This window comes from Streptomyces sp. Ru71 (genome assembly GCF_002920535.1).
GTDB lineage: Bacteria > Actinomycetota > Actinomycetes > Streptomycetales > Streptomycetaceae > Streptomyces.
The window spans coordinates 22,698-41,829 of sequence record NZ_PQSS01000043.1 but is presented as its reverse complement, the minus strand read 5'-3'; the positions used below and the strand labels follow the sequence as shown (position 1 = coordinate 41,829).

Sequence of the window (19,132 nt, the reverse complement as noted above, 5' to 3'; positions counted from 1 at the left end):
TTCCGTTCTTCGGCAGGTCTTCGAAAGGGGGGGGCTTGGTTCAGGCGGCTTCGGCGGCGGTGTCCACACCGAGGCGCTCCAGGAGCGCGGCGCGCAGTTCGGCGAAGCGCGGGTCGGTGATGTCGCGCGGGCGGTCCAGGTCGATGCGCTGCTCGTGGGCGATGACACCGCCGTCCATCACCAGCACCCGGTCGGCGAGCAGCACGGCCTCCTCGACGTCGTGCGTGACGAGCAGCACCGCGCAGCCGCGCCGCTGCCACAACTCGCCGACCAGGCGCTGGGCCTTGATCCGGGTGAGCGCGTCGAGCGCGCCGAACGGCTCGTCGAGCAGCAGCAGATCGGGCTCCCGCACCAGGGCGCGGGCCAGCGAGGCGCGCTGGGCCTCGCCGCCGGACAGCGTCTTGGGCCAGGCGTCAAAGCGGTGGCCGAGGCCGACCTCCTCAAGCGCCCGTTCGGCGACGGCGCGTTCGGGCTTGCCGGGCAGCCCGAGCAGGACGTTGCGCCACACCTTCTTCCACGGCATCAGCCGGGGCGCCTGGAAGGCGACGGCCTTGCGGCGCGGCACCAGCACCGTGCCCTCGATGTCCCGGTCGAGACCGGCGAGGATGCGCAGCAGGGTGGACTTGCCGCAGCCGCTGCGGCCGAGCAGGGCGACGAACTCCCCGGGGCGGACGTCGAGTCGGAGGTCGTCGATGACCTTGCGGCCGTCGAAGGAGCGGTTGAGCCCCTCGACGCGGACCGCGGAGCGCGCGGTCAGCGGCCCGTGAACGTCGGTCGCCATTGCAGCAGCAGCCTTTCGAGGGTACGGACGACGAAGTCGGCGAGCAGGCCGAGGAAGGCGTAGACGATGAGGCAGACGACGATCACGTCGGTGCGCAGGAAGTCGCGCGCCTGCACCATCAGGAACCCGATGCCGGAGTCGGCGTTGACCTGCTCGGCGAAGACCAGGGCGAGCCAGGCGACGCCGAGGGAGTAGCGCAGCCCCGTCATGGCTCCGGGCAGCGCGCCCGGCAGCACCACGTGCCGCACGAGCCCCCACCGGGTGAGACCCAGCGATTCCCCGGCCTCGATCAACTGGGCGTCCACACCGCGGATTCCGGCGTACACGTTGAGGTAGAGCGGGAAGGTCACACCGAGGGTGATGATGGCGATCTTGGGGGCCTCGCCGATGCCGAACCAGATGATGAACAGCGGGATGAGACCGACGAACGGCACGGTCCGCAGCATCTGCACCGGCGCGTCCACCAGGTCCTCGCCGATCCGGAACAGCCCGGAGACCAGGGCGAGTCCGGTGCCGACGACCGCGCCGAGCAGCAGTCCGGCGGCGACCCGCCGCAGGGAGGTGCCCATGGCCGAGGGCAGTGAGCCGTCCGCGATCAGGTCCCGGCCGACCTCGGCGATCCGCCCCGGGGAGGCGAGCACGTCGGCGGGCAACACACCGGTGGCGCTGAGGAGTTGCCACAGCGCCAGCAGCAGGAGCGGGCCGGCGGTGCGGCGCAGCCAGCGGGGGACGCGGGTGCGGCGGGAGGAGGCGGGGACGAGGGGTTCGAGGTCGGGTGCGGCTTTACTGGCGGATATGACGGAAATATCCGTCTGTGAAGAGCTGGGTGGGGCATGGCTGATGCTCATGGATGCTCCAGGGGAGAGAGCGGTGAGGCCGAAGGGAGGCGCACGCGCGCACGCCCGGCTCGGCGAACGCGGGTTCAGCGGAGCGTCAGGCGCGGGTGAGGAGGTGAGAAGGCGTCAGCAGCCGCGGAGACACGCGGCGGAGGCCACCCGCAGCAGGTCGATGTGACCGCGCGTGGTGAGCAGGGCTGTACGCAACATGCGCACGAACGTAGCCACCTGTCGGCGTCAAGGTCAACGGGCGTCTCGCCGGTTGGACGGTGGTTTCAGCAGGCGGGCGGTTCGTTCGGCGTGAAAGGGCGGCGATGGGTGAGGATGGGCCCATGTCCGATGCCTTCACCACCCGAGTGCTGAACGTGTCCTCCGGCTCCCGGGAGGCCGTCGTCGACCTCACCGGCGACTGCGAGGCCTTCCTGCGGGAGGCGGCCGCCGGCCGCGACGGCCTGCTCAACGTCTTCGTCCCGCACGCGACCGCGGGAATCGCCGTGATCGAGACCGGCGCCGGCAGCGACGACGACCTTCTCGCCGCGCTGCACACCCTGCTGCCGGCCGACGACCGCTGGCAGCACCGCCACGGCAGCCCCGGCCACGGCCGCGACCACGTCCTGCCGGCCCTCGTCCCGCCGCACGCCACGCTTCCCGTCATCGGCGGCCGCCTGGAGCTGGGTACCTGGCAGTCGGTGTGCCTGGTCGACACCAACAAGGACAACCCGCACCGGCAGGTGCGGCTGAGTTTCCTGGGCTGAACGGGCCCGGAAGCGGCGCGAGCCGGCCGGAGGAGGACCGATCATGACCACCTTTCCCTCCGCACAAGGCGTGCGGACCACCCCGGAAGGCCTCCTGTGGGAACCCTGCGAGCGCTGGGTACGCGGGCGCAAGGGCGAGGTGACGGTCGTCGACAGCCGGCACCCCGTCCTGGTCTGGGAGCCGGATGTCCCCGTCCCCTTGTACGCCTTCCCGCGCGCGGAGGTCCGCGAGGACCTGCTCCGCCCCGCGAAGAACGCTCGGACGGGCACGCACACCGGCTCGCGGATCTTCTACGACCTCGACGTCGAGGGCGAGGTGCTGGAGAACGCCGCCTGGACCTTCCCGGCCGCCGACCTCGCCGGCCACATCGCGTTCGAATGGTTCCGGCGTGCCGGCCGGGGCCTCGACCACTGGTACGAGGAGGAGGAAGAGATCTTCGTCCACCCCCGTGACCCGCACAAACGCGTGGACGCCCTCCCGAGCAGCCGCCATGTGGTGGTCGAGATCGACGGCACGGTCGTCGCGGACACCCGCCACCCGGTGCTGTTGTTCGAGACCGGCCTTCCCACGCGCTACTACATCCCGCGCGAGGACGTCCGCCTCGACCTGTTCGAGCCCACCGGCCACCACACCGGCTGCCCCTACAAGGGCACGGCGGAGTACTGGTCCTGGCGCGGCGGGCCGGACGTCCCCGCGAACGTCGTCTGGAGCTACCCGGACCCGCTGCCCGCGGTCGGTCCGATCCGGGGACTCCTCGCCTTCTACAACGAGGCGACCGACATCACCGTCGACGGCGAACGCCGGGAACGCCCCGTCACCTACTTCACCGGGGTGCTCTCGCAGCGTCCGCAGTCATGACGTTCAGGAGTTGATCATGTCCCGGGTCTGGGCGTAGACGGTCGCGTCGGAGAGCAGGCCGGTGTGGCTCAGGCAGGCCGTCTTGGTGTTGGCCGCGCCCGCGAGTGCGACGGAGCTGTCGGGGTTGATCACGGTGTCGCAGGGTGACCACCAGGTCGCGTAACGGGGGGAGCCCGGTGTCTCGTCGCCGGAGTTGAGGGCGGCGAGGAAGTCCGAGCCGATGCGCATCTCGGTGCAGGACGTGTCGAAGCAGGTGTTGGCGGTGTCGGTGCCGTGGTTGGGGCCGCCCAGGGACACCCAGGCGTCGACCTTGGCGGTGCCGCCGAGGTTCTTGAGGTAGGAGCGGGAGGAGAGCCCGCCCATGGAGTGGCTGACGATGTCCACCTTGGTGGCGCCGGTGGCCGCGAGCAGGCGGTCGACCTCGGCGGAGAGCTGCTGGGCGGTCGTGGTGTTCGACTGGTGCCAGTCGTAGGTCCACTGGTCGAGGTAGGAGGACGGCCAGCCGTCGGTGCGGAAGCGGTCGGCCATGGTGTTCCAGTTGCTGCCGTCACCGCTGTAGCCGTGTACGAAGAGGACGGGGTTGCTGGTGGAGGTGAACGTGGAGCTGGTCGACGCCTGGGCGGGGACGGACGTCCAGGCGGCGAGGAGGGTTCCGGCGGCAGCCAGGGCAGCGGCCATGAGGGGTCTGTTCACGGGGGGTCCTCACAGGAGCGGTATGGGGAGGTCGTACACCGGTGTGAGGGGGTGGCGGCGTGAGCGTACTGGCCGGTAACCGCCCGGGGTCAAGAGGTGTGCACGGTTTTCGTGGCGGCATGCCGAAGGGCCCGCACCCCGAGCGGGTGCGGGCCCTTCAAAGGCGTGGGCGTCAGGCCGGGAGGATGTTCTCCGCCTGCGGGCCCTTCTGGCCCTGCGTGACGTCGAAGGTCACGCGCTGGCCCTCCTGCAGCTCACGGAAGCCCTGGGTGGCGATGTTCGAGTAGTGCGCGAACACGTCCGGGCCGCCGCCGTCCTGCTGGATGAAGCCGAAGCCCTTTTCCGAGTTGAACCACTTCACGGTGCCGCTGGCCATGATTTTCTCCTCCGCATGGGGTAGTGACGGGCGTTTCACACCGTGCGAAACACCCGGTCGCCGCAATGACCCCGACCGGAGAAGCCCCCGGCACAAAACAACGCGCCTGATGGTCACAAACCGTCAGGCGCGCACAAAGTCATGGGTACCAAAACTGCAACACATTCACCGTAGCACAGGTCCGCCCGGTGCCCCGGCGCGCAGTCCGTCCATGACGAGGTCCAGGAGGCGGGTGGCGCGCGCGTGGGCGTCCTCGTGCGTGCCGACCTGCCACAGGCCGGACAGGGCGAGCATGAAGTCGTCCACGCTCACACCGGGGCGGATCGTGCCTGCCTCCTCGTTGGCGCGCAGCAGGCGCTCGGCCGCCTCGGCCACCGGGGTGGGCGACGGTTTCGCCGGGCCGCCCGGCGCGCTGGTGGCCTGGCGGAGGGCGTCGGCCAGGCCCGCCTTGGTCATCGCGAACCGGGCCAGATGGTCCATCCAGGCGCGCAGTGCCCGCTGGGGTTCGCGGCCGCGCAGCAGCTCGCCCGCGCTGTCGGCGACCTGCTGCATCTCGTGCCGGTAGACCTCCAGCACGAGCGCCTCCCGGCTCGGGAAGTTGCGGTAGAACGTGCCCTGTCCCACTCCCGCCTTCTTGGCGATCTGGCTCAGCGGGACGTCGGCGTCGCGGGTGAGTTCGGCCAGGGCCACTTCCAGGATGCGCTCGCGGTTGCGCTGGGCGTCGGAGCGGCGCGGTGTGCCGGGTGCGTCCTTCTTCGGCTGCACGGGTCCTCCTCATGGGTTCGTGGCCCGAACCCGGCCTTGCTAAGCGGACAGCTGTCCGTTAGGTTCAATGCTCTAGTGGACAGCTGTCCGGTTAGCGTCACCGTCACCATAGCGCCTGCCTGCGCGGACGTCTCGCCCGCGCTCCCGACCGTCACTCTGCGTCGTCCCGTTTCCCCCTCCTCCTCGTCGCTGTCTCTCCGCCTGCTCTTCGTGAAAGAAGGCTGACCATGGCCACCGCACCGCCGTCGACCCACAGCGCCGTCACCCTGCACATCAACGGCGAGAAGCACACGCTGACCGTCGACCACCGCACCACCCTGCTCGACGCCCTGCGCGAGCGGCTCGACCTCACCGGCACGAAGAAGGGCTGCGACCAGGGGCAGTGCGGCGCCTGTACCGTCCTGGTCGACGGGCGCCGCACCGTGGCCTGCCTGCAGTTCGCGGTGGCGGCCGAGGGCCGGGAGATCACCACCGTCGAGGGCCTGGCCGAGGGAGCGGAGCTGCACCCCGTCCAGCAGGCCTTCCTCGACCTCGACGGCTATCAGTGCGGCTACTGCACCCCCGGCCAGATCTGCTCCGCCGTGGCGATGATCGAGGAACACGCGCGGGGCTGGCCCAGTGCCGCCACCGACGACGTACGGCCCGAGGCGGGACCGCCGCCGCTGACACCCGAGGAGATCCGCGAGCGGATGAGCGGCAACCTGTGCCGCTGCGGCGCCTACGTGTCGATCGTCCAGGCGATCACCCGCGCCGCGCAGGAGCGCACCGCCACCGGTGAGGAGGCGGCGGCATGAAGGAGTTCGGCTACCAGCGCGCCACGGACGTCGCCGGCGCGGTCGCCCTGCTCGGCGCCGACCCGGACGCCCGTTACCTCGGCGGCGGCACCAACCTCGTCGACCTGATGAAGACCGGTGTCGAACGGCCCGCCCGCCTCGTCGACGTCCGCGAACTCCCCCTGGACCGCGTCGAGTCGACACCGGACGGCGGCCTGCGCATCGGCGCGACCGTCACCAACAGCGACCTCGCCGCCCACCCCGACGTCCGCCGCCGCTACCCCGCCCTCGCCCAGGCCGTCCTGGCCGGTGCCTCCGGGCAGCTGCGCAACATGGCCACGGTCGCCGGGAACCTGCTCCAGCGCACCCGCTGCGGCTACTTCACCGACGTCACCCAGCCCTGCAACAAGCGCGCCCCCGGCAGCGGTTGCCCCGCCCGCACCGGCGAGCACCGGGGCCACGCCATCCTGGGCGCCTCCGAGCACTGCGTGGCCGTCCACCCCTCCGACATGGCGGTGGCGCTGGCCGCCTTCGACGCCGTCGTCACCTACGAGACCGCCGACGGGCCGGGCGAGGTGCCGCTCGCCGACCTCTACCTGCCGGTCGGCGACACCCCGCACCGGGAGACCGCGCTGCCGCCGGGTGCGCTGATCACCGGCGTCACCCTGCCGCCCGCGCCGGTCGCCGCCCACTCCCGCTACCGCAAGGTGCGCGAGCGTGCCTCGTACGCCTTCGCGATCGGCTCCGTCGCCGCCGCCCTCGACGTCCGCGACGGCGTCGTGCACGACGTACGGCTCGCCCTCGGCGCGGTCGCCTCCCGGCCCTGGCGGGCCCGCACCGCCGAACGCGCGCTGACCGGGGCGACGGCCGGCCCGGACGCCTTCGCCGCGGCCGCCGACGCCGAACTGGCGGCCGCCGACCCGCTGCCCGACAACGGATACAAGGTGACCCTGATGCGCAACCTCGTCGTGGCCGTGCTCACCGAACTCGCCGAGGAGACCGCCCGATGACCACGACCACCACCGCCACCACCGCGCGCGCCGTCGGCACCCCCCACACCCGGGTCGAGGGACGCGACAAGGTCACCGGAGCCGCCCGCTACGCCGGCGAGATCCCCTTCGCCGGGCTCGCCCACGGCTGGCTGGTCACCTCGGCCGTCGCGCGCGGCCGCATCACCTCGATCGACACCGGCCCCGTGCTGGAGATGCCCGGTGTCCTCACCGTCCTGCACCACGGCAACGCCCCGCGCCTGGACACCGAGTACACCGGCCTGCTCGGCACACCCGACCGGACCTCCGCGCTCTTCCAGCACGACCGCGTGCCCCACCTGGGCTGGCCGGTCGCACTCGTCGTCGCCGAGACGTCCGAGCAGGCCAGGGAGGCCGCCGAGGCACTCGTCGTGCACTACGAACAGCAGCCGCACGACGTCGACTTCGCCGGCGCGGGCGACGACGAGGCCTACTCGGTGGACGGGTACATGCCCGGCGTCGCCGCCAAGGGCGATCTGGCGGCCGAACTCGCCGCCTCCGACACGGTCGTGGACGCCGAGTACACCACGCCCGAGGAACACCACGCCATGATGGAGCCGCACGCGGCCACCGCGCACTGGGACGGCGGCCGGCTGGAGATCGTCGACTCCAACCAGGGCACCATGTGGGTCGCGCACGAGCTCGCGCTGCTCTTCTCCCTCGACCCCGCCGCGGTGCACGTGCGCTCCGAGCACGTCGGCGGCGGCTTCGGCAGCAAGGGCGTGCGCGCGCACCAGGTCGCCGCCGCGCTCGCCGCGACCGCCCTCCAGCGGCCGGTGCGCGTGGTGATGACACGGCGTCAGATGTTCTCGCTGGCCGGCTACCGCAGCCCCACCCGGCAGCGGATCCGGCTCGGCGCCGACGCCACCGGGCGGCTGCGCGCCCTGGAGCACAGCTGCCTCAGCCTGACCTCCACCGTCCACGAGTTCGTCGAGTCCGGCGCCGGACCCGCCCGGGTGATGTACGACGCCGACGCCCACCACACGGCCAACCGGGTGGTACGGCTCGACGTGCCGACCCCGACCTGGATGCGCGCGCCGGGTGAGGCACCGGGGTCGTTCGCGCTGGAGTCGGCGTTCGACGAACTCGCCGAGCGGCTGGGCCTGGACCCGATCGCGCTGCGCGTACGCAACGAACCCGAAGCCGGACCGGTGTCCGGGCTGCCGTTCGCGAGCCGCCACCTGATCGCCTGCTTCGAGGAAGGCGCCCGCCGGTTCGGCTGGGCCGACCGCGACCCGCGCCCCGGCCTGCGCCGCGAGGGACGCTGGCTGATCGGCACCGGCACCGCGGCGGCCTCCTTCCCGGCCGGGTCCGCCCCCTCCACGGCCACCGTCACCGCCGAGGCGGACGGCACCTTCACCGTGCGCGTCAACGCCGCCGACATCGGCACCGGCGCCCGCACCGCACTGACCCTGATCGCCGCCGACGCGCTCGAAACGACGCCGGAACGCGTCCGGGTGCTCATCGGCGACAGCGACCTCGGGCAGGCGTGGATCGCCGGCGGGTCCATGGGCACCCGCTCCTGGGCGTGGGCCGTCACCGGCGCGGCCACCGAACTGCGTGAACGGCTCGCCCTCGGCACCGGCATCCCGCCGGAGGGCCTCACCGTGCGCTCCGACACGACCCAGGCCGTCGGCGCTCTCACCCAGAAGGAACGGCACTCCTTCGGCGCCCAGTTCGCCGAGGTCGCCGTGGACGTCGGCACCGGTGAGGTGCGGGTGCGGCGGATGCTCGGGATCTTCTCCGCGGGCCGGATCGTCAACCCGCTCACCGCCCGCAACCAGCTCGTCGGCGGCATGATCTGGGGCCTGTCCATGGCCCTGCACGAGGAGGCCGCCCGCGACCGGGCCTCGGGCGGTGTCGTCGGCGCCGACCTCGCGGGCTACCACGTCGCCACCCACGCCGACGTCCCCCTGGTCGAGGCCGACTGGATCGAGGACGTCGACCCCGACGACCCGATCGGCATCCGGGGCGTGGGCGAGATCGGCATCGTCGGCGCCGCGGCGGCGATCGCCAACGCGGTCTGGCACGCCACCGGCGTACGCCACCGCGCCCTGCCGATCCGGCCCGACCGCGTGCTGCGCGCGGAGCCGCCGCGTGCTTGAGATCGCCGCGCAGCTGCACCGCTGGGCCGAGGAGGGCCGGGACTTCGCCGTCGCCACCGTCGTGGCCGTCGGCGGCAGCGCCCCGCGCGGACCGGGCGCCGCGCTGGCCGTCGACACCGACGGCACCGTGATCGGCTCGGTCTCCGGCGGCTGCGTCGAGGGAGCGGTGTACGAGCTGTGCGTGCAGGCGCTCGCCGACGGAGTCAGCGTCCGGGAACGCTTCGGCTACAGCGACGAGGACGCCTTCGCGGTCGGCCTGACCTGCGGCGGGGTGATCGACATCCTGGTCACCCCGTTCCGCGGGCCGGACAAGGGCCCCTCGACCGCCGCGCTCGCCGCCGCCGGGCGCGGTGAGCCGGTCGCCCTGGCCCGCGTCGCCGCCGGGCCGGACGGACTGCTCGGCCGTGCCCTGCTGGTCCGCGGCGACGGCGGCGTGGACGGCACCCTCGGCGGCCACCCGGACCTCGACCGCACGGCGGCGGCGCAGGCCCGGGCCCTGCTGGAGGCCGGCCGGACCGGCACCGTCGAACTCGCCGAGGACGGCACGCACTGCCCTGGCGGGCTCACCTTGCTGGTCGAGTCGAACGTGCCGCCGCCACGGATGATCGTCTTCGGCGCGGTCGACTTCGCCGCCGCCCTGGTCCGCGCCGGGAAGTTCCTCGGCTACCACGTCACGGTGTGCGACGCCCGCCCGGTCTTCGCCACCCCGGCCCGGTTCCCGGACGCCGACGAGGTGGTCGTGGACTGGCCGCACCGCTATCTGCAGGACACCCGTACCGACGCGCGGACCGTGCTGTGCGTGCTCACCCACGACGCCCGCTTCGACGTGCCGCTGCTGACCGTGGCGCTGCGGATGCCGGTCGCGTTCGTCGGGGCGATGGGCTCGCGCCGCACCCACGAGGACCGCGACCGGCGGCTGCGGGAGGCCGGCCTGAGCGAGCGTGAGCTGGCCCGGCTGCGCTCCCCGATCGGCCTCGACCTCGGCGCCCGTACGCCCGAGGAGACCGCGCTGTCCATCGCCGCCGAGATCGTCGCCGCGCGCCGGGGCGGCACGGGGCTTCCGCTGACCGGCACGGACACGCCGATCCACCGGGACCGGGACGCCCGCACTGTGGCGGCCTGAGCACGCCGCCGCCCTACGGCGGGGTTCATGGCGGCGCGTCGCCGTGCGGCTGCCGCCGGGGGCGTCTGAGGCAAGGCCCAGGACGCCCAGCGTGGGCCCGGCCGCATGGCGCGGGCTCCGTTGCACGGCGCGGGACGGCCCGCCGCACAGCGTGGGCCCGGCCGCATGGCACGGAGTCCGTGAACGGCCGGGAGTACCCGCCGCCCGACGCGGGCCCGGTCGCGCGGCACGGGAGCACCCGCTGCATGGCGCGGTCCCGGTCTCACCGCGCGGGGACGGCCCGCCGTACGGCGGTCGCACCGCGCGGCACCAGCGGCGGCCCGGCGCCGGCGCCCGGCACGGTCAGTCGCCGGCGATCCGCTCTGCCGCCGCCACCGCGCACACCCGGGCCGCGCCGTGGGTGGCCAGGTGCAGGGCGCCGCGGGGCGTGGCCTGCGGGACACCCATCTCCACCACGACCGTGTCGGGGCGGGCGGCGAGCAGCGTGTCCAGGGCGGTCCCCATCCAGGCGTGCCGGTGCTCGTCGCGGACCACCGCGACGACACGGCGGCCCTGCGCAGCGGTGAGCGCCGCGGCGCCCGCGCCGTCACCGGTGAAGACCCCGGACGTCGTGCCCGGCAGCAGGCGTTCCAGTTCGACGCCCACGCCCCACGGCGTCTCGTCCCCGACGGCGATGTTGGGCGTGGGGCTGAACGTGGCGACGTACACCGGCTCCGTCACCGGCCCCGCCTCCCTCCCGCCCCGCGTCACGGTGACCGCGCGGCGGGCCGCGACGAGCCCGACCTCCGGCTCCGGCGCCCCGGCCGGGTCCGCCTCGCGGGTGGCCTTGGCGGTCCACCGGGCCAGCTCACGCACCCGGGCGGCGGCGTCGGCCAGCCGCTCCTCGGGCAGCTCGCCGGCGCGGACGGCGGCCACGAGCGCGTCGCGCAGCCGCAGCACGATGTCCTCGTCGCACAGCCCGCCGCCGACGCAGATCGCGTCCGCGCCCGCCGCGAGGGCCAGGACCGTGCCCCGCTCGATGCCGTACGTCCCGGAGATGGCGCGCATCTCCATGCCGTCCGTGACGATCAGCCCCTCGTAGCCGAGTTCGCCGCGCAGCAGGTCGGTCAGGATGGGGCGGGAGAGCGTGGCCGGGCGGTCCGGGTCGAGGGCGGGCACCAGGATGTGGGCGCTCATCACCGCACGCGTGCCGGCCGCGATGGCCGCCCGGAACGGTGCGAGCTCCCTGTCCCGCAGCGTGGCCGCGTCGGCGTCGATGCGCGGCAGGGCGAGGTGGGAGTCGACACCGGTGTCGCCGTGGCCGGGGAAGTGCTTGGTGCAGGCGGCGATCCCCACCGACTGCAGCCCCTCGACGTAGGCGGCGGTGTGCCGGGACACCAGCCCCGGATCGGCACCGAAGGAACGCACGCCGATCACCGGGTTGTCCGGGTTGGCGTTGACGTCGGCGGACGGCGCCCAGTTGAAGGTGACGCCGCACGCGGCGAGCCGGCGGCCCAGCTCGCGGGCCACACGACGGGTCAGCTCGGTGTCGTCGACCGCGCCGAGGGCGTGGTTGCCGGGGAAGGACGAACCGGTGTGCACCTCCAGGCGGGTGACGTCGCCGCTCTCCTCGTCGATGGCGACCAGGACGTCGTCCCGCTCCGCCCGCAGCTCGGCGGTCAGGGCCGCGACCTGCTCGGCGGTGGCGACGTTGCGGCCGAACAGACCGACGGAGACCAGGCCCTCGCCGAGCCGGCGGCGCACCCAGTCCGGAGCGGTGGTGCCGGCGAAACCCGGCTGCAGCACGGCGAGCGCGTCACGCGCGACGGTGTCGCCCGCGGCCGAGCCGCTGCCGGACGCGGTGCTGGTGAATGTCGTCATCGGGGCGTTATCCCTTCACGGCGCCGTCGGTGAGGCCGCTGACGGCCTTGCGCTGCAGGAAGACGAAGAGGACCAGGATGGGCAGGGCGAACAGCGACGAGGCGGCCATCGTGGCGCCCCAGTCGTCACCGAAGGCGGTGCGGAACTGGGAGATCCACAGCGGGAGCGTCTGCTTCTCGATGCTCTTGTTGAGGATCAGGACCAGCGGATACTCGTTCCAGGCGGTGATGAACCCGAACAGCGAGGTGGCCATGAGCCCGGGCGCCAGCAGCGGGAAGATCACCTTCACGAAGGCCTGGACGCGCGTGCAGCCGTCGACCATCGCGGACTCCTCCAGCTCCTTGGGCACGGCGGCCACATAGCCGCGCAGCGTGAGGATCGTGAACGGCAGCACCATCATCATGTAGAAGACGGTGAGCGGCATGAGGCTGTCGAGCATGTCGCTGTCGCGCACCAGCATGTAGTTGGCGATGATCATGACTTCCCAGGGCGCCATCTGCGCCAGCATGAAGGTCACGATGAACGCGCCCCGCCCCCGGAAGCGCATCCGGGCGAGGGCGAACGACGCGAACAGGGCGATGACGAGCGACATCAGCACCGCGAGCACGGTCACGGTGACCGAGTTCCCCACCAGGGTCCAGAAGTGGTCCGCGTGCACCGCCTTGTCGAAGTGCTCGAAGGTGACGTCCGTCGGGAACCACACCGGGTCCTCGGCGATGATGTCGCCGGTCGGCTTCAGGGCCGTGGCGAACATCCAGTAGACGGGGAACGCGAAGGCCACGAAGAGGATGACGGCGGTCGCGTTGGGCCAGATGCGGCCGAAGATCGAGCGCTTCACAGCTCGTCCTCCTCTTGCTTGAGCACGATGCGCAGGTAGTACGAGGTGAGGGCGAGCAGGACCAGGACGGTCAGGAAGGAGATCGCGGCGCCCATGCCGAAGTGCTGGTTGCCGACGCCCTCCACGAACGCGTAGACCGGCAGGGTCTCGGTGAGCCGGTCCGGGCCGCCCTCGTTCATCGCGAAGACCTGCGGGAACGCCTTGAAGACCCAGATGACCTCAAGGAACGTCGTGGAGTACAGGAACGGCCGCAGGAAGGGGAACGTCACCGAGGTGAAGCTCTGCCAGGTGCCGGCGCCGTCCAGGGAAGCGGCCTCGTACAGCTCGCGCGGGATGGTGGTCGTGGCGGCGTAGAGGTTGATCGCCACGAACGGGATGGACTGCCACACGATCAGCAGCGTGATCACGGAGAACGTGGAGAACTGCGTGCCCATCCAGTTGTAGTCGGCCATCGAGTGCCAGCCGAGCCTGTCCAGCACCCAGTTGACGACGCCGAAGCGCTGGGCGAACAGCCACTGGTAGACGGTGGTGGCGGCGATGACGGGCATCGCCCAGGCCAGCACCAGGCCGAGCAGGAGCAGCAGCCGCATCTTCTTGCCGAGCCGGGCGAGCAGCAGGCCGGTCAGGGTGCCCAGCAGCATGATCAGCGCGACGTTGGCCGCGGTGAACAGCACCGAGCGCTTGACGACCCGCCAGAAGTCGGCGCTGGTCAGCACCTCGCGGTAGTTGTCGACGCCGTTCCACTCGGTGAGGTGCAGGATCAGCTGGCGCGGGTTGAGGTTCTGGAACGACAGCATGCCGTTCTTCACCAGCGGTACGCCGAGCAGGATCAGGGTGGCGAGCAGCGCGGGCAGCAGGAGCAGGTAGGGGGCGGCGTTCCGTCGGCCGCGCGCGGGTGTGGTGGTGCGGGTCCCGTCACGCGGGGGTGAAGGAGCCTCGGCCTTGCGGACACCGGGCCCCCCGGCCGTGTCCGTGCCTTCGGTCTGCACTGGCATGGCTTGCCGTCTCTTCCGTGGCCGTACGAGCAACACATGAGGGGCCGGGGGCGGCGTGGCGGCCGCCCCCGGCCTGGGATCGTCAGTTCTTCTGGGCGAGACGCTTGTTGATCTCGGCCTCGACGTCCTTGGCCGCGTCCGCCGGCGCCTTGCCGTTGAGGACCGCGGTCATGTAGCTCTTGATCGGGTTCGGCGTGTTCTCCACCGCGGCCCACTCGGGGATGAGCGGCGTGGTGCCGCCGACGGCGGCGGCCGGCGCGGCGGCCTCGGCGACGGCGTTGCCCTGGAGGTTGCTCTGCAGGGACTCCTTGTTCGGCACGATGCCGTTGAGCTTGGCCAGCTCGCCCTCGAACTTGTCGGACAGGGCGATCTTCAGGAACTCCTTGGCCAGGTCCTGCTTCTTGCTGCCCGCGGCGACGGCGAGGTTGGAGCCGCCGAGGAAGACGCTCTCGGGCTTGCCGGCGGTGGCGCCGGGGATGGTGAAGTAGCCGAGGTCCTTCTCGATGGCCTTGTTGGCGGTGACGGCGGTGGCGGCCTCCCAGCCCATGCCGATGAACGCGCCGGTCTTGCCCTTGGCGAACACCTCGGCCTGCTGCGGGGTGGCCTCGTCCTTGTCCTTCGGGGCCTTGGAGTAGGAGGCGTACTTCTTGTAGATCTCCATGGCCGCGGAGACCTTCGGGTCGCCGAGGTTGGAGACGTACTTGTCGCCGTCCTTCTTCACCAGGTCGGCGCCCTGACCGATGATCAGGCCGTCGAGGAAGTACCAGTTCTGGCCGGGCATGTAGATCGGCTCGGCGTCGGTCTTCTTGCCGATGGTCTCCAGGTCCTTGAAGAACTCGTCCCGCGTCTTGGGGGTGTCCTTGATGCCGGCCTGCGCCCAGATCTTCTTGTTGTAGATGACGATGCGGTTGGCGAAGTACCAGGGGGCGGCGTACTGCTTGCCCTCGTAGACGGAGGAGGCGGAGACGGACGGGGTCCAGTCGGCGCCGATCTCCTGCTTCAGGTCGCCCAGTTCGGCGAGGCCGCCGGTGGCCGCGTAGGACGGGGTCTGGGTGTTGCCGACCTCGATGACGTCCGGCGGGTTGGACTCCGACAGGGCGGTGGTGATCTTCTGCTGGATCCCGTCCCACTTCTGGATCTCGAACTTGACCTTGGCGCCGGTCTTCTGCTCGAAGGCCGCCTGCACGTCCTTGGTCCACTGGGCCGGCGCCGAGCCGTCCATCGTCCACACGGTCAGCGTCTGGCCCTTGGAGCCCTCCGGCCCGGCGTCCTTGCCGTTGTCGTCGCTGCCGCCCCCGCATGCCGCGACGGACATCAAGATGCCTGCGAGCCCGATCGCGGATACCAGCTTGCGCTTCACGCCACCCCTCCTAAGGAATACCTCTCACCCACGCCCTCGGCGGTGACCTGCGTAAACGGCGCTGCTGCACGCGGGGCTGGGGACCTGGCCTCAAATGGTGTAGACCAGCACCGCGAGCTTGGCCTAGACCTATGGGGCTGTCAAGGGGTGTTCGCGACCCCGATGTCCGTCGTGACCGGAACGTCACCGGCGCGGACATCGAGGGGGCGTGGAGGGTTGGACTAGACCAAGTGTCGATCTCCCCGCTATAACGGTGAACCGCTGAGCGGGCCACGGCCGCCGGTCGTCGGCCGGCTCGGGCACCGGGAGCCGGGAAGGCGGGTCATGAGCACCGACGTCAGCAGTGCCCAGGAGGGACGGGTGCCGGAACACGCCGGGCGGGCGGGGTCCGGGCGCGGGGACGGGCCGGCGGCGCCCGGGTACGCGGACCGCGCCGAACGCGAGCCCAAGTACTACCGGATCAAGAAGAAGCTGCTGGAGATGACCGAGGCGCGAGCGCCCGGCGCGTCCATGCCGCCGGAACGGCTGCTCGCCGTGGAGTTCCGCACCTCCCGCACCACCGTCCGCAAGGCCCTGCAGGAACTGGTCGGCGAGGGCCGGCTGGACCGCATCCAGGGCAAGGGCACCTTCGTCGCGCGCCCCAAGGTGTGCCGGACCCTCGACCTGACGTCCTACACGGAGGACATGGAGGCCCAGGGGCTGCGGCCGGCCTCGCAGGTGCTGGACATCGGGTACGTCAGCGCGGACGCCGAGCTGGCCGGACTGCTCGGCGTGGCGACCGGTGAGCGGGTGCTGCGCGTGGAGCGGCTGCGGCTGGCCGGCGGTGAGCCGATGGCCATCGAGGCGACCCATCTGCCGGACGGCCGCTTCCCGGGTCTGCGCCGCAACCTGGCCAAGTACACCTCCCTCTACACGGCGCTGGCCGAGCAGTACGGCGTACGGCTCGCGGAGGCCGACGAGACGATCGAGACCTCGCTGGCGACCCCCCGGGAGGCCGGGTTGCTCGGTACGGACGTCGGCCTGCCGATGCTGCTGCTGTCGCGCCACTCCCGGGACGCCGAGGGCCGGCCGGTGGAGTGGGTCCGCTCGGTGTACCGCGGCTCGCGCTACAAGTTCATGGCCACACTGACGCGTCCGGCGAGGTGAGCCGGGGCGCCGCGCGCTCGGTGGGGGACCTCCCGCCCTCGAAAATTGGATACCAAAATCCTGCCCTCCGCGTGCCCGCACGTCAACGACCCTTGTGGCCTGGCTGAATTTTGGTATACAAAACGGAGGCCTGCTGCACGTCCCCCAGGTCTCAGGAGCCTCCATGTGTCTGGAATCCGTCCCCCCGCCTCCCAGCCGGCTCACCCGGCGCGGCGTCCTCGCGGGCGCGGCCGCACTCGCCGGGACGGCCACTGTGCTGGCCGGCGCCGCACCGGAGGCGGCGGCCGGACCGGCCCGCGGGACGGAGCCCGGCGGCCCCGCCGGTGATCTGGTCATCGAGGGCGGCACCCTGCTGGACCCGGCCACCGGCGAGGTCACCGAGGACGCGGTCGTCGTGATCCGCGGGGGCACCGTGCGGTGGGCCGGCCGGCGCGGCAAGGCCCCCGTCCCGGCGGACGCACGGCGGCTCGACGCACACGGCCACTGGGTGCTGCCCGGCCTGGTCGACGCCCATATCCACCTCAGCACCGTCACCGAGGCGCGCGCCGCGCTCACCCAGGGCGCCACCAGCGTCCGCAGCGGCTCCACCACCTTCTACCAGGACATCGCCGTACGGGAGCTCGCCCGCCGGCTGCCCACCCGGGCGCCGCGCCTGACGGCCGCGGGCGTCTTCGTCACCCCCGACCTCGGCGAGTCGGTGCTCGCCGACCCCGACCTCGCGCCGCTGACCGCGCTCAAGGACGGTGTACGGTCCGCCGACGCCCTGCGGCGCGTCGTCGACGTCAACCTCGCCCGTGGCGCGGACGTCATCAAGACCCGGGTCAACGAGCGTGCCGGAGTGCCGGACCAGGACCCGCTCACCCAGGTCTACTCCTACGAGCAGCTCTCCGAGGTGGTCGCGGCGGCCCGCCGGCGCGGCAAGGGCGTGCTGTGCCACAGCTACAGCGCCAAGGGGTGCGACGACGCGGTGCGCGCCGGCATCCGCTCGCTGGAGCACGGGGTGTTCGTCGCCGAGCGCACCCTGCACGAGATGGCACGCCGCGGGACGTTCTTCACACCCACCCTCACCGCCATCGCGGGCATGGTGGGCGACCCGAACCCGGTCCTCGACGAGCGGGGGCGCACGTTCCTGCCCGTGCTGAAGGAGGCCGTACGGGCCGCGCACGCGCTTGGAGTCCCTCTGGCCGCCGGCACCGACTCCGCCGGCGGCGACGTCAGCCCCATCGGCGGTGAGGTGGTCCTGGTGCACAGCGCCGGACTGTCCCCGCTGGACGCGATCCGCACGGCGACCACCGGCGCCGCCCGGCTGCTCGGCCTCGACGGCACGGTTGGCCGGCTGGCCCCCGGCTGCGCGGGCGACGCCGTGCTGCTGGCCGGCGACCCGCTGTCCGACCTGACGGTGCTGACCCGGCCGGCGCACGTCGTCCGCGCGGGCCAGGCCCTCTGACGCCGCCCGCCCGCGCAACCGCCTCACCCCCACGCCAAGGAGCCCCATGCCGCCCCCGTCCCCGCCCGTCGTCTTCCGCAACGTGCGGCCCCTCGGGGCCGGGCCCCCGGTGGACCTGGTCGTCGTCGACGGACTCGTCAGCGGCGAGCCGGCGCCCCCCGGCGCCCTGGTCGTCGACGGCGGGGGACGGATCGCCCTGCCGGGCCTGGTGGACGCGCACATCCACCCCGACAAGACCACCTGGGGCGGCCCCTGGGTGTCCCGGAAACCGGCCGGCACGATCGCCGAGTACGCCGCCCAGGACGCTGAACTCTTCCGCGCACAGCAGCGACCGGTGGCCGAACGGGCGCACACGCTCATGGCGCACGCCGTCACCCGCGGCACCCGCGCGATGCGCGCGCACGCCGATGTGGCCCCCGCCTACGGTCTGGCCGGCGTCGAGGGCGTCGCCGAGGCGCGCGACCGCCTCCGGCACGCCCTCGACGTCCAGATCGTCGCCTTCCCGCAGCACGGCGTCGTCCGCGCCCCCGGGACCGCCGAACTGCTCACCGAGGCCGCCCGCAGCAAGGCCGTGGACGTGGTCGGCGGCATCGACCCGATCGGCTTCGACGACGCGATGGACGAACAGCTCGACCTGCTCTTCGGGCTGGCCGACCGCTACGGCACCGGCATCGACCTCCATCTGCACGACCGGGACGAGCGCGGACTCACGGTCCTGCGCGCCGTCCTCGACCGCACCCGGGCCCTCGGCCTGCACGGCCGGGTCACCGTCAGCCACGTCTTCTGCCTGCCCTTCCTGTCCGACGCGGACCTCGCCCCGCTGGCAGGGGAGTTGGCCGAGCTGGACATCGCCCTGACGACCGTGGCGCCGAGCCGTGACCTCGTGCTGCCGATCACGCGGCTGCGTGCCCACGGGGTGCGGATCGGGCTCGGTTCGGACGGAGTGCGCGACTCCTGGAGTCCGTTCGGCAACGCCGACCTGCTGCACCGCGCGCATCTGCTGGGCTGGGTCACCGACGTGCGCCTGGACGAGGAGCTGTCCGCCTGCCTGGACGTCGCGACCCACGGTGGGGCCGACGTGCTCGGGCTGCCCCGTGCCGACCTCGCCCCGGGCGCTCCGGCCGACTTCGTCCTCGTCGACGGCGAGTGCCTGCCGCAGGTCCTGGTCGATCTGCCGCCCCGGGAGGCCGTGGTGCACGGCGGGAGGGTCGTGGCCCGCGCCGGCCGACTGATCTGACGGCACCTCAAACACCTTCACAGCAGCGCGAATCACCCCGTGCGAGCCCTTGAGGCGCGGGCCGGTTCGCGCTGCCCTTTTTCGCCCGGTAAAAACCATTCCGCAAGTTCTGTCCCCACCTCTTGACGGTGGTCTTCGGTGAAAACTACGTTCAT

19 protein-coding genes are annotated in these 19,132 nt (G+C 72.4%); 9 read left to right on the top strand and 10 right to left on the bottom strand.

Translation table 11 applies throughout. The features are described 5' to 3' along the window. Positions 1-40: 40 nt before the first annotated feature. The 3 genes from C3489_RS23720 to C3489_RS40060 all read right to left on the bottom strand — a co-directional run bounded on the left by C3489_RS23720 (position 41) and on the right by C3489_RS40060 (position 1,827). On the bottom strand, positions 41-781 hold the full coding sequence (locus C3489_RS23720) for an ABC transporter ATP-binding protein (RefSeq protein ID WP_103784064.1): 741 nt from the start codon (positions 779-781) through the stop codon (positions 41-43). Continuing rightward, on the bottom strand, positions 754-1,629 hold the full coding sequence (locus C3489_RS23715; RefSeq protein ID WP_103784063.1) for an ABC transporter permease: 876 nt from the start codon (positions 1,627-1,629) through the stop codon (positions 754-756). The genes C3489_RS23720 and C3489_RS23715 overlap by 28 nt, the downstream gene beginning before the upstream one ends. A 114-nt stretch (positions 1,630-1,743) precedes the next feature. Further along, a complete protein-coding gene (locus C3489_RS40060) occupies positions 1,744-1,827 on the bottom strand; it encodes a putative leader peptide (RefSeq protein WP_374936770.1) in 84 nt (27 codons plus the stop codon). A gap of 122 nt (positions 1,828-1,949) precedes the next feature. Between C3489_RS40060 and C3489_RS23710 the strand changes: the two genes are divergently transcribed. Together C3489_RS23710 and C3489_RS23705 are read left to right on the top strand one after the other, a co-directional pair. After that, positions 1,950-2,372 carry a secondary thiamine-phosphate synthase enzyme YjbQ gene (locus C3489_RS23710; protein ID WP_103784062.1) on the top strand — a complete coding sequence of 141 codons (423 nt, stop codon included), beginning with the start codon at positions 1,950-1,952 and terminating at the stop codon, positions 2,370-2,372. 43 nt (positions 2,373-2,415) lie between these two features. Continuing rightward, a complete protein-coding gene (locus C3489_RS23705; RefSeq protein ID WP_103784061.1) occupies positions 2,416-3,231 on the top strand; it encodes a DUF427 domain-containing protein in 816 nt (271 codons plus the stop codon). Positions 3,232-3,234: 3 nt separating this feature from the next. Here C3489_RS23705 and C3489_RS23700 read toward each other — a convergent pair whose 3' ends face one another. The 3 genes from C3489_RS23700 to C3489_RS23690 form a co-directional block, all read right to left on the bottom strand. Then, a complete protein-coding gene (locus C3489_RS23700; RefSeq protein ID WP_219821972.1) occupies positions 3,235-3,924 on the bottom strand; it encodes a triacylglycerol lipase in 690 nt (229 codons plus the stop codon). Between the two features lie 172 nt (positions 3,925-4,096). Then, positions 4,097-4,300 (bottom strand): cold-shock protein, encoded by a 204-nt coding sequence (locus tag C3489_RS23695; RefSeq protein WP_103784059.1) that lies wholly within the window; start codon positions 4,298-4,300, stop codon positions 4,097-4,099. A gap of 165 nt (positions 4,301-4,465) precedes the next feature. Continuing rightward, positions 4,466-5,065: a TetR/AcrR family transcriptional regulator gene (locus C3489_RS23690; RefSeq protein WP_103784058.1), complete on the bottom strand. Its 600-nt coding sequence runs from the start codon at positions 5,063-5,065 to the stop codon at positions 4,466-4,468. A gap of 227 nt (positions 5,066-5,292) precedes the next feature. Between C3489_RS23690 and C3489_RS23685 the strand changes: the two genes are divergently transcribed. From C3489_RS23685 to C3489_RS23670, 4 genes are read left to right on the top strand one after another with little or no spacing between them, the layout of a single operon-like run. After that, entirely contained in the window at positions 5,293-5,859 is a 567-nt protein-coding gene (locus tag C3489_RS23685; protein WP_103784057.1) for a (2Fe-2S)-binding protein, read from the top strand. Next, positions 5,856-6,848, top strand: a complete 993-nt coding sequence (locus tag C3489_RS23680) for a xanthine dehydrogenase family protein subunit M (protein WP_103784056.1) — start codon at positions 5,856-5,858, stop codon at positions 6,846-6,848. The genes C3489_RS23685 and C3489_RS23680 overlap by 4 nt, the downstream gene beginning before the upstream one ends. Then, complete coding sequence (locus C3489_RS23675; RefSeq protein WP_103784055.1) at positions 6,845-8,971, top strand: xanthine dehydrogenase family protein molybdopterin-binding subunit; 2,127 nt, start codon at positions 6,845-6,847, stop codon at positions 8,969-8,971. Before C3489_RS23680 ends, C3489_RS23675 begins: the two co-directional genes overlap by 4 nt. Next, positions 8,964-10,094 carry an XdhC/CoxI family protein gene (locus tag C3489_RS23670; RefSeq protein ID WP_103784054.1) on the top strand — a complete coding sequence of 377 codons (1,131 nt, stop codon included), beginning with the start codon at positions 8,964-8,966 and terminating at the stop codon, positions 10,092-10,094. Before C3489_RS23675 ends, C3489_RS23670 begins: the two co-directional genes overlap by 8 nt. 342 nt (positions 10,095-10,436) lie before the next feature. Here the strand turns inward: C3489_RS23670 and C3489_RS23665 are convergent, their stop codons facing one another. The 4 genes from C3489_RS23665 to C3489_RS23650 form a co-directional block, all read right to left on the bottom strand. Then, positions 10,437-11,954, bottom strand: a complete 1,518-nt coding sequence (locus C3489_RS23665; protein WP_103784053.1) for a glycoside hydrolase family 3 protein — start codon at positions 11,952-11,954, stop codon at positions 10,437-10,439. A gap of 7 nt (positions 11,955-11,961) precedes the next feature. Next, positions 11,962-12,792 carry a carbohydrate ABC transporter permease gene (locus C3489_RS23660; protein ID WP_103784052.1) on the bottom strand — a complete coding sequence of 277 codons (831 nt, stop codon included), beginning with the start codon at positions 12,790-12,792 and terminating at the stop codon, positions 11,962-11,964. Next, the gene (locus C3489_RS23655; RefSeq protein ID WP_181139813.1) at positions 12,789-13,787 is read right to left on the bottom strand and encodes a carbohydrate ABC transporter permease; all 999 of its coding nucleotides are present in this window, start codon (positions 13,785-13,787) and stop codon (positions 12,789-12,791) included. Before C3489_RS23655 ends, C3489_RS23660 begins: the two co-directional genes overlap by 4 nt. A gap of 82 nt (positions 13,788-13,869) precedes the next feature. Further along, positions 13,870-15,147, bottom strand: coding sequence for an extracellular solute-binding protein (locus tag C3489_RS23650; protein WP_103784050.1), 1,278 nt, complete (start codon positions 15,145-15,147; stop codon positions 13,870-13,872). Positions 15,148-15,471: 324 nt separating this feature from the next. On the opposite strand from C3489_RS23650, the gene C3489_RS23645 reads away from it, so the two are divergent. The 3 genes from C3489_RS23645 (at position 15,472) to C3489_RS23635 (ending at position 18,977) form a co-directional block, all read left to right on the top strand. After that, positions 15,472-16,293, top strand: a complete 822-nt coding sequence (locus C3489_RS23645; protein ID WP_103784049.1) for a GntR family transcriptional regulator — start codon at positions 15,472-15,474, stop codon at positions 16,291-16,293. A gap of 163 nt (positions 16,294-16,456) precedes the next feature. Next, on the top strand, positions 16,457-17,740 hold the full coding sequence (locus C3489_RS23640) for an amidohydrolase family protein (protein WP_103784048.1): 1,284 nt from the start codon (positions 16,457-16,459) through the stop codon (positions 17,738-17,740). A gap of 46 nt (positions 17,741-17,786) precedes the next feature. Further along, entirely contained in the window at positions 17,787-18,977 is a 1,191-nt protein-coding gene (locus tag C3489_RS23635; protein ID WP_103784047.1) for an amidohydrolase, read from the top strand. Positions 18,978-19,132 lie beyond the last annotated feature (155 nt).

Coding starts and splice junctions, on each gene's coding strand:
- C3489_RS23645 (WP_103784049.1), top strand. CDS start 15,472: ATGAGCACCGACGTCAGCAGTGCCCAGGAGGGACGGGTGCCGGAACAC.
- C3489_RS23665 (WP_103784053.1), bottom strand. CDS start 11,954: ATGACGACATTCACCAGCACCGCGTCCGGCAGCGGCTCGGCCGCGGGC.
- C3489_RS23710 (WP_103784062.1), top strand. CDS start 1,950: ATGTCCGATGCCTTCACCACCCGAGTGCTGAACGTGTCCTCCGGCTCC.
- C3489_RS23685 (WP_103784057.1), top strand. CDS start 5,293: ATGGCCACCGCACCGCCGTCGACCCACAGCGCCGTCACCCTGCACATC.
- C3489_RS23720 (WP_103784064.1), bottom strand. CDS start 781: ATGGCGACCGACGTTCACGGGCCGCTGACCGCGCGCTCCGCGGTCCGC.
- C3489_RS23640 (WP_103784048.1), top strand. CDS start 16,457: ATGTGTCTGGAATCCGTCCCCCCGCCTCCCAGCCGGCTCACCCGGCGC.
- C3489_RS23675 (WP_103784055.1), top strand. CDS start 6,845: ATGACCACGACCACCACCGCCACCACCGCGCGCGCCGTCGGCACCCCC.
- C3489_RS23695 (WP_103784059.1), bottom strand. CDS start 4,300: ATGGCCAGCGGCACCGTGAAGTGGTTCAACTCGGAAAAGGGCTTCGGC.
- C3489_RS40060 (WP_374936770.1), bottom strand. CDS start 1,827: ATGTTGCGTACAGCCCTGCTCACCACGCGCGGTCACATCGACCTGCTG.
- C3489_RS23635 (WP_103784047.1), top strand. CDS start 17,787: ATGCCGCCCCCGTCCCCGCCCGTCGTCTTCCGCAACGTGCGGCCCCTC.
- C3489_RS23715 (WP_103784063.1), bottom strand. CDS start 1,629: ATGAGCATCAGCCATGCCCCACCCAGCTCTTCACAGACGGATATTTCC.
- C3489_RS23705 (WP_103784061.1), top strand. CDS start 2,416: ATGACCACCTTTCCCTCCGCACAAGGCGTGCGGACCACCCCGGAAGGC.
- C3489_RS23680 (WP_103784056.1), top strand. CDS start 5,856: ATGAAGGAGTTCGGCTACCAGCGCGCCACGGACGTCGCCGGCGCGGTC.
- C3489_RS23655 (WP_181139813.1), bottom strand. CDS start 13,787: ATGCCAGTGCAGACCGAAGGCACGGACACGGCCGGGGGGCCCGGTGTC.